11 protein-coding genes are annotated in these 10,810 nt (G+C 45.7%); 6 read left to right on the forward strand and 5 right to left on the reverse strand.

What is annotated here, in order from left to right; translation table 11 throughout:
* Positions 1–72 precede the first annotated feature (72 nt).
* Positions 73–477, forward strand: coding sequence for a hypothetical protein (locus R7E00_RS04565; protein ID WP_044129611.1), 405 nt, complete (start codon positions 73–75; stop codon positions 475–477).
* 95 nt (positions 478–572) lie between these two features.
* Here the strand turns inward: R7E00_RS04565 and R7E00_RS04570 are convergent, their stop codons facing one another.
* Both R7E00_RS04570 and R7E00_RS04575 read right to left on the reverse strand, forming a co-directional pair.
* Positions 573–1,376 carry a Cof-type HAD-IIB family hydrolase gene (locus R7E00_RS04570; RefSeq protein ID WP_025768751.1) on the reverse strand — a complete coding sequence of 268 codons (804 nt, stop codon included), beginning with the start codon at positions 1,374–1,376 and terminating at the stop codon, positions 573–575.
* Between the two features lie 94 nt (positions 1,377–1,470).
* Positions 1,471–2,358: a LysR family transcriptional regulator gene (locus tag R7E00_RS04575; protein ID WP_005383264.1), complete on the reverse strand. Its 888-nt coding sequence runs from the start codon at positions 2,356–2,358 to the stop codon at positions 1,471–1,473.
* A gap of 126 nt (positions 2,359–2,484) precedes the next feature.
* Here R7E00_RS04575 and R7E00_RS04580 point away from each other — a divergent pair, with 126 nt between their 5' ends.
* The 3 genes from R7E00_RS04580 (at position 2,485) to R7E00_RS04590 (ending at position 5,762) form a co-directional block, all read left to right on the forward strand.
* Entirely contained in the window at positions 2,485–3,351 is an 867-nt protein-coding gene (locus tag R7E00_RS04580; protein ID WP_017633829.1) for an MBL fold metallo-hydrolase, read from the forward strand.
* Positions 3,345–3,965 (forward strand): DsbA family protein, encoded by a 621-nt coding sequence (locus tag R7E00_RS04585; RefSeq protein WP_140113296.1) that lies wholly within the window; start codon positions 3,345–3,347, stop codon positions 3,963–3,965. Before R7E00_RS04580 ends, R7E00_RS04585 begins: the two co-directional genes overlap by 7 nt.
* Positions 3,966–4,082: 117 nt before the next feature.
* Positions 4,083–5,762 (forward strand): RluA family pseudouridine synthase, encoded by a 1,680-nt coding sequence (locus tag R7E00_RS04590; RefSeq protein ID WP_262606187.1) that lies wholly within the window; start codon positions 4,083–4,085, stop codon positions 5,760–5,762.
* A gap of 98 nt (positions 5,763–5,860) precedes the next feature.
* Here the strand turns inward: R7E00_RS04590 and R7E00_RS04595 are convergent, their stop codons facing one another.
* Positions 5,861–7,201, reverse strand: coding sequence for an MATE family efflux transporter (locus tag R7E00_RS04595; RefSeq protein ID WP_025768746.1), 1,341 nt, complete (start codon positions 7,199–7,201; stop codon positions 5,861–5,863).
* A 507-nt stretch (positions 7,202–7,708) separates the two neighbouring features.
* On the opposite strand from R7E00_RS04595, the gene R7E00_RS04600 reads away from it, so the two are divergent.
* On the forward strand, positions 7,709–8,857 hold the full coding sequence (locus tag R7E00_RS04600; protein ID WP_005374403.1) for a GGDEF domain-containing protein: 1,149 nt from the start codon (positions 7,709–7,711) through the stop codon (positions 8,855–8,857).
* Positions 8,858–8,860: 3 nt separating this feature from the next.
* On the opposite strand, the gene R7E00_RS04605 is transcribed toward R7E00_RS04600, so the two are convergent.
* Positions 8,861–9,142: a hypothetical protein gene (locus R7E00_RS04605; protein ID WP_005374405.1), complete on the reverse strand. Its 282-nt coding sequence runs from the start codon at positions 9,140–9,142 to the stop codon at positions 8,861–8,863.
* Positions 9,143–9,274: 132 nt separating this feature from the next.
* Positions 9,275–9,559 carry a pyrimidine/purine nucleoside phosphorylase gene (locus tag R7E00_RS04610; protein ID WP_005383244.1) on the reverse strand — a complete coding sequence of 95 codons (285 nt, stop codon included), beginning with the start codon at positions 9,557–9,559 and terminating at the stop codon, positions 9,275–9,277.
* A gap of 328 nt (positions 9,560–9,887) precedes the next feature.
* Between R7E00_RS04610 and R7E00_RS04615 the strand changes: the two genes are divergently transcribed.
* A complete protein-coding gene (locus tag R7E00_RS04615; RefSeq protein ID WP_171344999.1) occupies positions 9,888–10,391 on the forward strand; it encodes a DUF2850 domain-containing protein in 504 nt (167 codons plus the stop codon).
* Positions 10,392–10,810 lie beyond the last annotated feature (419 nt).

A 10,810-nucleotide genomic window follows, 5' to 3' on the forward strand; every position in this document is an offset into this window, starting at 1 on the left:
AATGTTGACTTTCTTATCAGCATAGCGGATAAGCGCATGTACAAAATGAAATTTCAACGTTAAACGGTATATATGATGAGAAAGTTCATGCAAGTACTGCTTCTACTGGCAGTCATTGCGGCAGGTGTGTTGGCTTGGGTATTTATTCCATCGCACGAAACCATCGGGCAAAAAACGCTTGAGCAGGCACTCAACGACGACTATAGCCTAGTTGGGCATCGAATCTACTCAACCGATCCGGATGCTGGCAACCGATTCGGCTACTTCGTATTGGCAACGGGCCAGAGCATTGAAGAGCAAGAGCCGTTTTTGGTCACTTCGGATCAGTTTATTCGCATGGAGCAAACGGGTGATAATACCTTGTCTGTGACCGTCAATGGCCGTATTTACCATTATCATAACGACTTGTGGGTGCCAAAATCAGACGGGAAATTGCAACACTTTTTAGTCAGCGCAACCGCCAAGTACGTACGCTAAAAACGGGAACATTACTCCCCCCCAAAAAAACAAAGCCCCGCAGTGTATGCGGGGCTTTTTACGTGAAGAAGAAAATAACATCGAAAAAATGAGCGTTACTTCGCTAACACTTTCTCTTTAATCACTTTGAGTACCCCAGCCTCTTGGTTGCTTGGCGCAGAATAACGAGCAATTTTCTTAATCTCTTCGTGCGCGTTGGCAACCGCGTACGAATGCTCACTGACTTGCAGCATTTCAAGGTCATTGAGGTAATCACCAAACGTCATTGTTTCTGCCGGAGTAAAATTCATCGTCTCTTGAAGGTGCTGAATGGCCGCGCCTTTAGACGCCTCGGCATTCATCACATCCAGCCAAATTTTTGCGCTCACTACGACTTTATGCGTTGCGCCAAACTTCGTATTCATGGTCGGGAACAGGAGCTCTTCCGAACCGTCAAAGTGACAAATTGCTACCTTAATAAACTCGTCTTCGACCTCAAGCAAATCCGGCACATATTCACAGCGGTGGTAGTACTTTTGAAATTCTTCCAGCGATTGCTGATCATGCGTTTCGATGTACGCCGAGCGCTTGCCACACAATACGATGTTCGCTCCGTCAATTTCACGAGCCGCTTTCACAATCTCCGCCACTTCCGCTTTAGGAATGGTGCAACTGTAGAGCTCTTTGTCTTGGTACATCACCAAGGTGCCGTTTTCAGCCACATACAACAGTCTGTCTTTGATTGGCGCGAACGTGTCTCGCAGACTGTAATACTGACGACCAGACGCAGCGGAAAACAAAATACCTTGCTCTTCCAGTTGCAAAAACAGATCGAAAAACTCCGGATCCAAACGACCGTATTGGTCAAGCAATGTGCCATCCATATCGGAAGCAATAAATTTGATGCGAACTTGTGACATTAACTAAAACTCTAAATGACGCTGCGAAAATATATCCATGTAAGGTACAGGATCTTGTATGAATCTCAAGTCGGGATGACGACGCCTATCGCGATTACCAAGGATGCTGTTTAAAGTAATCTTCACTGTGATCGATGAAAGCTCTCACCGCAGGAGACAAGTGTTTACGTGATGAATACAGCGCGTAAATGTTGAGATCATTTGGCTTCCAATCCGGCAACACCGACTCAAGCTGACCCGATTTGAGATAGATATTGCTCAAGTAAGTTGGCAACATCGAAATACCCATGCCTTGTAAAGCGCCATGCAATAACGCCGTGGCCTCATTGCTGGTTAGGCGACACTCAATTCCCACCGATTCGAACTGGTCGCCCTGAGACAAATGCCACACGTGGCGCTCAAAGTTTTTGTATCCCAAACAGTCGTGTGAAGATAAATCTCGCGGATGCGCGATCGCGTGGTGAGTTTGTAAATATTGCGGTGATGCTACCAACACCGATTCGCACACCGCAATCGGCTTACCAATCAAAGAAGGATCGGGATCTGACGCAATTCGGATCGCCAGATCGATACGTTGTTCGGTTAGATCACTCACTGAATCTTGCAGATCTATGTCGATATGCACTTTGGGGTGCTTTTGCATAAAACTGTTTACTACGGGGATCAACTGTGAGAATCCAAATGAAGTACTAGACGCAAGACGGATTTTTCCGGACAGCTCACCATCAGCGGCAATGTTCGACGTTAATGTATCGGCCTGTTTTAACCAGCGCTCAATCTGAGGCAAGCTGCGCTCCCCTGCGGTGGTGAGGGACACCTTGCGCGTGGTGCGGTGTAACAAACGAGTTTGCAGCCAGTTCTCCATAGCCTCTACATAACGAGTCACCATTGGCCGAGACATGTCTAACCGCTCTGCGGTCGCGGTAAAACTGCCAGAATACACCACATCCACAAACACTTTTGCTGCCGTTACTCTATCCATACATTTGCTCGAAATAAGAAATAGTGATGCACATTATTGTGTATTTTTCCGAGCGTATCAATTTCCTAATATAGCTCCCGTTCCCAAGCCATGGTCGCTTGGCCCCAAATTCTTTAGGAGCTTATTATGAAAAAATTCACTTTGATTGCTGCATCCATTTTAATGGCAAGCCCTGTTCTAGCGGCAAACCACTCTCCCCTTACTCTTGAGGTTTACAACGCCGACGGTAACAGCTTCCACGTAAACTCAACCTTGGTATACGGTGAGACTGACGCCATGGTTATCGACACTGGCTTCACCAAAGCTGACGCGATGCGCATTGCCGCTAAAGTGCTGGACTCAGGCAAAACGCTTAAAACCATTTTTATCAGCCAAGCGGACCCAGACTACTACTTTGGCGCAGAGGCCTTACACCAACAGTTCCCTGATGCGCAGATCATCACAACGCCTGCGGTTCAAAAAATTATTAAAGAGAAATTGGCTGGAAAGCTGGCGTACTGGGGACCAAAGCTTGGCGCAAACGCACCGGTAAAACCAGTGATCCCTGTCGCGTACGATAAAGCATCATTGGAGCTAGAAGGTCATAAGATTGAAATTCGTGGTAACCATGGCACATCAGCACACCGCCCTTACCTATGGATTCCAGATAACAAAGCGATTCTAGGTAACGTAGCCGTGTACTCAAACGTACATTTGTGGATGGCAGATGCCGCTGACCAGACCGCCATCAATGCTTGGGAGCAGCAACTTAGCGAGATGCTTGCGCTTAAACCTCAAGTGGTCATTCCTGGTCACATGAAAGCAGGCACAAAGCTGAACGCAGACACCATTCGCTACTCGCAACAATACTTGCAGGATTTTCAGCAAGCGAAAAAACACAGCAATAACAGCGTTCAACTCATTGACACCATGTCTGCGAAATACCCAGAAGCTCAATTGCCAATCGCGCTAGAAATCGGTGCGAAAGTGCATACTGGTGAAATGTCATGGTAACCGTGCATTACTTCTTCGATCCCATGTGTGGTTGGTGCTACGGGGCATCACCACTCATCGAAGCCTTGATGGACACCTCTCAATTTAAGGTAGAGCTTCATCCCGGCGGTATGATTGAGAAACGCGCGATTGAACCTGAATTTCGTCAGCACATCATCAACAGTGACGCTCGTATTGCAACCGAAACCGGAGCGACGTTTGGTGAAGCATATCTGCAACGCGTGAAAAGCGAAGATGCGTTTGTTCTTGATTCTTATCTACCAACACAAGCGATCTTGAGTGCGGAAAAAATGGGGCTGAATCCATGGCACATGCTAAAGGCCATCCAATCTGCGCATTATCAGCTCGGGTTAAAAGTGAATGAAGCATCGACGCTCAAAGCCATTGCAGAATCGCTAGGTTTAGCAAGTGATGCGTGGGAGCAAAACATGACGTTAAGCGAAGCCGAGCTAAACGAGAGAATTCGCTCTAGCCGACAATTGATGCGACAGTTACACGTTGGTGGTTATCCAACCCTGATTGCAGAAGTAAATGGCGAGTACTTGACCTTGCCGCACTCGACCTACTACGACAAACCGGCACAGTGGAAGCTTGCATTACAAAAACTGCAATAAGCTCTTCCCCACTCGCTCTTGTTCTTAATCCAAGAGCGATTGCCAACACTGACATGGCAATCCTGACTCAAACAGGTACAATCCTCGCTCGAATTTTTACTCGCGCGGATACCCACCATGCACTCGCCTGAACATTGTTTTACTCGTTTTACTGCTGATACTTCTGATTATGAATTACCAACGCAGTTTACGTTTCCGTTCTACTACACGCCGCATCCTCTTTGCGTTATGGCCGCAAAGCAATTGCAACAGCACTTATTAGTGCAAACCGACTTCGAACACGATTTTGGTTTGGTTAATGAAAAAACGGGGCGAGGCAAAATGTTTGGCGTATTACTAGTAGAAAGCTCTCAAGGCGAGCTCGGCTTTTTAAGTGCGTTTTCTGGCAAAATTGCTGACCAAAATTTGATTCCAGGATTTGTCCCTCCTGTGTACGACATGCTGACCGATGAAGGCTTCTTCCGCGCAGAAACGGATGCCATCAACGCCGCCAATGCGGAGTACAAAACCTGTGCCGCGAATCCGGAATTGGCAGATCTTAAAGCGCAAATACAAGCCGACCGAGCCGCTTATCAACAAGAGGAGCAAACACAGCGCCAAGTGATGATTGATGGCCGAGCAGCACGCAAGCGACAGCGCCAACAGGGCGAGCAAACGCTCAATGCCGATGATCTCAAAATCTTGTTGGATGAGTTGGGTAAGCAAAGTGTCGCCGAGAAAAACGTTCTCAAATACTTAAAGCAAGCGTGGGATGAACAGCTTGCAATCAAAGAAGCGCGCTTGGCTGAGTTAGAGCAGCAACTTGCTCACCTTAAAGAGCAGCGCAAAACGCTCTCCAACGCTTTGCAGCACAAATTGCATAAACAATACCGCTTCCTAAACAACCATGGCGAAGCACGCGACTTGGTGGACATTTTTTCGGACACCACAAACCCAGTTCCACCAGCAGGTGCGGGGGAATGTGCTGCGCCAAAACTGCTTCAATACGCGTTTAAACACGGATTCAAACCGCTGGCGCTGGCAGAATTTTGGTGGGGTGCGTCGCCAAAGTCTGAAGTTCGCCAACACAAAAAATTCTACCCATCGTGCAACAGCAAATGTCAGCCGATTTTGGACCATATGATGCAAGGGCTGGATGTCGAACCTAATCCATTGGCGGAGAATTGGGCAGAAGACAAAGAACTAGAGATAATCTACCAAGACGACGCTATGGTCGTCGTCAACAAGCCCTCGGGCTTACTTTCAGTGCCTGGTAAAACTATCAAGGACTCTGCTTATACGCGCCTACAAGCGATGTACCCTGATGTGGAAGGGCCGTTTGTGATTCATCGTCTCGACATGGCGACCTCTGGCATTTTGGTGTTTGCCTTAACTAAGCGCGCGAACAAAAGTCTGCAAAAACAGTTTATGGCTCGCGGCGTACAAAAACGTTATATGGCACTGCTCGAAGGCGTATTAAACGAGCCTGAAGGGGAAATTTCACTGCCAATGCGTGGTGACCCAGACGACCGCCCACGTCAACTGGTGTGTTTTGAACACGGGAAACATGCAGAAACCTACTGGCAACTGATTGAAGTCAAAGATGGACGCAGCAAGGTATACATGTATCCGAAAACCGGGCGAACTCACCAACTACGTGTACACAGTGCTCATCACATGGGGTTAAACATGCCGATGGTTGGTGATGGTTTATACGGCGAAAAATCGAATCGCTTACACCTGCATGCTGAGATGCTAGAGCTGGATCATCCATACAGCAAAGAGCGTATGGTGTTCCAAGCTGAGTGCGAATTCTAACGTCTTCCCGATTTTAAATAACAAAAAGGCACTGACTATCAGTGCCTTTTTTTGTTTTCTAACAACAGAATAAGCGTGATGCGCGATACCGAAAACCGTTAGCTCACCTTAAACTTGGTCCACACCTGAGAGCGCCAACGTCTTGCCATGATGATACCACGTACCCATTCATCGAGAGCGATTGCCATCCAAGCCCCTAAAACGCCATAACCCAAGTGGATGCCAAAGATGTAAGAGAAAAGCACGCCTAGTCCCCACATACTCAAAATCCCCATTTGCACTGGGAACTTGATGTCACCCGCGCCTTTGAGCCCCGCGATAAAAATCAGGTTAAACACACGTCCGGCCTCGAGCAAAATTGAGCCCATGACTAACGAACCTGCCAATGCGAGTATCTCTGGTTGATCGGTAAATACGCGCAGAATCTCTTCTCTAAACAGGTAAATCAGTGTGGTTGCCGCCGTTGATGCCACAAACCCCACTAAGAAGTAGATTTGTACGCGTTTTAAAATGCTACTCACCCAACCTTTACCGATGTAGTAACCGGTCTGAATTTGCGCAGCCTGACCAATTGCCAGCGCGAAAGCAAACGAGAAACGGGCAATGTTTTGCGCATAAGTGAAAGCCGCTAACGATGCCGTCCCCATTTGCACCACAAAGTACACAATGCAGATTTGCGCCACATTGTAAGACAGCACTTCACCCGCGTTCATACCGCCGATTTTTAAGATTTTTTTGTAAATCTCTGCCGGTACTTGTTTCATAGTCGACATTGGTAGTTCAATGCTACTGCGAGCGAGAATAAACCATAACATTAACGTACCGATGACTTGGCTGACGACGGTTGCTATTGCCACGCCTTGCACACCATACACAGGTAAACCGAATGGCTGGTAAAGCGCAATATAGTTACCAATGATGTTGAACACACCCGAGATCAAATTCACCACCATTGGGGAACGTGAATAACCATGACTACGCAGAATAGTTGTAAAAACAACGCCAATCGTAACGTTAAACGTCATCGCACCGCTTATCAGCAGATATTCATGAGCGTACTGCTCGACTTGCGCTTCCAAGCCGTAATACGGGAGTAGATATATCGCACCAAGCACGGCAATCACACTCAATAGCACACCGACGAGCACAGACAACGCAATACTCGCAACACCAACGCTCACTGACTCTTGCTCGCGTCCAGCGCCATTGTATTGGGCAATCAAAATCCCCGTACCGCTACTGACAAACGTCGAAACGATGATTAAAAAGAAGGTAATCTGCGTGATCACACCAACAGCGGATACGGCTTTGTCTGAGTAGCCACTCAGCATGAACACGTCACTGGTTCCTAAAGCCGTCCGTAGCAAAATTTCGACAAGAATTGGCCAAGCTAATGCCACGATGGACATTCGTTGGTTGATGTTTTGGCTTTTAGGCATGCTTGTAACCTTTCCTACAACTAAAAACTGCCTCACAATATTTGTGAAGCAGTTTAAAAATAGTGACTCGAACGAAGCTCGATATGAGGTTGTGATTTAGCGCGGATTCTAGTCGCATATTGGTCATAACGACAACAATATTTCGCCCTGTTTCGGAAAAATATTTCTAATGCCTTTTCGAAACGACATATGCCTTAACGATAAGTAGAGCAGAGATTGGTGAACAATACTCTCAATCAACAAGCACCGAACAGAATCAGGATAATCAATAGTAATGCGTCTAACTAGATACATTACTTTGAGTTATCAGTCCAACCATATAGAGCCATGAAGAACCGTCATGAAAACCTGCATGCGCTACCATTCCTCTTTGAACACTCGCACCAAATCACACTGATGGCTTTGCACTAAAAATGACTGATATCACATTTGGAAACTTTGTTGTTCTATTTATCGCGAAAATACCGCCTAGAATAAGCGTACACGTTAATTAAGCAAGGATACGTAATGTCGACATTGGCTGGGGCGCGCTTAGAAGAAATGGCGGACATCCGCTCAACAAGAAAAAAGAAAATTGTCTTTTTATGCTCCAGTATCGCCGCTGCCTGTTTAACTTATGGTTCCATTGCTCAATCACTTGAGAATAACTGGGGTTTAAGCTTTTTCCATGCTTTGTGTGCCTTGGCATGCTTAGCAATCAGTTATGTAATAAAAGTCCAGCGGCACCATCAATACGCCGACTTATGGCTAAGTGCTGTCTTAATGTTCGAAGGGTTATTGTTACTTCTGTATAACGATGCTCCGTCAGGCAAAATGTTATGGCTATATCCTATTGTCGCCACTCTGGTATTAATTAATGAGTTTAAGGTCGGTCTGTTGTTCAGTGGCACCTACATTTTACTGATCTTTTTTGGGGTCGCTTTTTTAGATCGACTGCCAGCAGCCACAGAAATCATAGAGCGGAGATTGATGCTGACCCTGATAGCGACCGCGTTTGTGTGTCACACGTTCTCGTATTACTACACGAAAGTCCTCAATTACATTCAAACACTGTATCGTGAGGGGATTGAGGAGTTAGCATATTTTGACCAGCTCACTGGGCTTGCCAATCGCTGGAGCTTTGAGACTTGGGCGCGCGCAAAGCTCGATAAAATCAAGCACTCATCTGATGACAGCATCACCGCATTGGTCTTTCTCGATATCGATAACTTCAAGCACATCAACGACACCTACGGGCACGATATTGGTGACCAAGTACTTCAAGCCTTCGCAACTCGATTAAAAAATAACATTCGCAACAAAGACAGAAAAACCGATAAACACGACTACTCCATCGCTCGATTTGCGGGCGACGAGTTTGTAATCATGCTTTACGATGTAAAAAGTAAAGATGACCTCGACAGCATCCTAAAACGGATCGTGAATCTGTTTCCGACAGGTTACCGAAGCTACGATATGATTAACGAGTTAACGATGAGTGTAGGTGCTGCTATCTATAAGCAAGATGCAAAGGATTTGTCTGAATTGACTCGATGTGCAGATAAAGCAATGTACGCAGCTAAACATACTGGTAAAAACCAGTACGCCTTTTATGAGCACTGCAATACGGAAGAACAGTCAACATCTGATGCACCAGCGGTACCAGAAGCTTGCTAATGACTAAGCGAACACATGCATCACCCAAAGCCCCACAACGAGGAATACGATTAACCACACTACTTGCAACGTTCTGTTCGGCTTGTCTTGCTGACGAGTGGGGTGATCTTTAAACGCACGGCCCTTCATTTTGCCCATTAAGCTCTTTCCTAGAGCACGTCGATAAAATTCACGTCTCTTATGAGCGGCATTGGCAACTTCGGTAAAGCGCTGTCTTTGCTCATTGGTGAGATCTTTGTCCTCGTAACGAGGAGGGAGATCAGAATGCTTGCGTTGTACTGCCATCACTTCCTCCCTGGTCGATGGGTACATTTTTATTAAGTATATACCCAAATAACCAAAAAGATGCGTTATAAGTGAAGCACATAGACGAAAAAACCACCCGAAGGTGGTTTTATGACGAGCAACAAATGAACGCTAGAAGTACTCACATAAATACGCAGTCGCTTCTTTCACTTGAAGCTCAAATGAAGAATTACCTTCCACTTCAAAAAACTCACCACTTTGATAAGTCGTCCAATCGCTCTCGCCAACACGCTTGACCACAAGCGCACCTTTTACAACCGTCATACGCTCTGGTGCTTGAGTACCAAAAGTGTACTCACCAGGAAGCATCACACCAACGCTAACATCCTGATCTTTCTGGTTAAAGCCCAGTGATTTTACACTACCAGCAAAATAGCTATTTTCCTTAATATTCATTATTGGTTTCCTTATCAAAAGTCCGCTCTTTTTTACCTTGTTTCTTTCCGTTACTCAAGCTTTGAAAGCCATTAAACTCAACGTAATAACGCACATCCTTTGCTACTGAGCGAGAACCTCTTTTCACGAGGATTAATCAGGCGACCTAAACCGAGCAAGAAAAACTGCGAAGTAATGAATGTGAGCAAACAACAAAACCATCAATAAGATGTGTATCTGAATGTAAAAGTGGACATTAGATCATAGTTTCGTCGTCTCAATGGCGGGATTGTTTGTTTTTAAAAAGGAAGGTTTCCACCATGTTAAAAAAGTGGAGAAAATTAGATCTATGACGGACTCGACTCGCCGAAGGCGAAAAGCACGACAAGAACCAAAACTTTCATTTTTGGCTCGCCACCAATCCAAAATCTTCAAGAGTACATTTGTCTGCTTCGGGATGGGTCTGTTGACGTTTTTTGGCTATCAAATCCACCTATCCTATCAAGACCACATTGATCCGAAAAAGGTGTACGGCGAATGGATTGAGATTGGCGCGCCACCCTACCAAACAGAACGTCTCGTTTTCACTGAAGATGGGGTATACCGAAACCATCGACTTATTACGACGGAATTTGAATTCGATGGCAAGGTCATCACGTTGAATACCGGATTAGGAAAGACAGCGTATCAGATCTCGGGCTCTCATCTTTCACCTCAAATACGCCGTATTGAGCCTCTTATTCCAGATCAGCGATTCATTCGTAAAGGATTTGAGCATACCGTTCAGGGCTCAGAAACCGGTGCAGCCTCTAAACGTCGCGCCGCGTTGAGTGAACACTTCAGCCGTGACTAATACGTCTTCACGGCTATTTTTCGTTTCAATTCTCTTTCTATATCAATGAAACAAAACCTTAATAAACAACAAAATAAGGCCTTCATCGCATTTAACTAACTCGTTACTGAGTAAACAATAATTTTAGTTTCTGCTGAGATTTTATAAATTATTGACTCAGTCTGACACTTTCTGTGTAACAGAGTGCGAGTTTTAGTTAAGTTCTCTCAAGTGCCTCGAAAACCGTCTTAATTTTTTTTGACGAAAAAAAACTCTCTGAAATGCTGAGTGTGATGCTTTTGCACGTGGAGTAAATCCAATCATCTTATCTGGTGCAAGAGCAGCCTATGTTCTAGGTAGAACATGAATCCAAGGATTGAGAGAGAAGTTATGATTCGATTTAACCTATGTGCAGCTGGAGTTGCTTTAGCGCTATCAGG

It is taken from the genome of Vibrio sp. Vb1755, from assembly GCF_033338635.1.
Lineage (GTDB): Bacteria > Pseudomonadota > Gammaproteobacteria > Enterobacterales > Vibrionaceae > Vibrio > Vibrio alginolyticus.

Coding starts and splice junctions, on each gene's coding strand:
- R7E00_RS04565 (WP_044129611.1), top strand. CDS start 73: ATGATGAGAAAGTTCATGCAAGTACTGCTTCTACTGGCAGTCATTGCG.
- R7E00_RS04570 (WP_025768751.1), bottom strand. CDS start 1,376: ATGTCACAAGTTCGCATCAAATTTATTGCTTCCGATATGGATGGCACA.
- R7E00_RS04575 (WP_005383264.1), bottom strand. CDS start 2,358: ATGGATAGAGTAACGGCAGCAAAAGTGTTTGTGGATGTGGTGTATTCT.
- R7E00_RS04580 (WP_017633829.1), top strand. CDS start 2,485: ATGAAAAAATTCACTTTGATTGCTGCATCCATTTTAATGGCAAGCCCT.
- R7E00_RS04585 (WP_140113296.1), top strand. CDS start 3,345: ATGGTAACCGTGCATTACTTCTTCGATCCCATGTGTGGTTGGTGCTAC.
- R7E00_RS04590 (WP_262606187.1), top strand. CDS start 4,083: ATGCACTCGCCTGAACATTGTTTTACTCGTTTTACTGCTGATACTTCT.
- R7E00_RS04595 (WP_025768746.1), bottom strand. CDS start 7,201: ATGCCTAAAAGCCAAAACATCAACCAACGAATGTCCATCGTGGCATTA.
- R7E00_RS04600 (WP_005374403.1), top strand. CDS start 7,709: ATGTCGACATTGGCTGGGGCGCGCTTAGAAGAAATGGCGGACATCCGC.
- R7E00_RS04605 (WP_005374405.1), bottom strand. CDS start 9,142: ATGGCAGTACAACGCAAGCATTCTGATCTCCCTCCTCGTTACGAGGAC.
- R7E00_RS04610 (WP_005383244.1), bottom strand. CDS start 9,559: ATGAATATTAAGGAAAATAGCTATTTTGCTGGTAGTGTAAAATCACTG.
- R7E00_RS04615 (WP_171344999.1), top strand. CDS start 9,888: ATGACGGACTCGACTCGCCGAAGGCGAAAAGCACGACAAGAACCAAAA.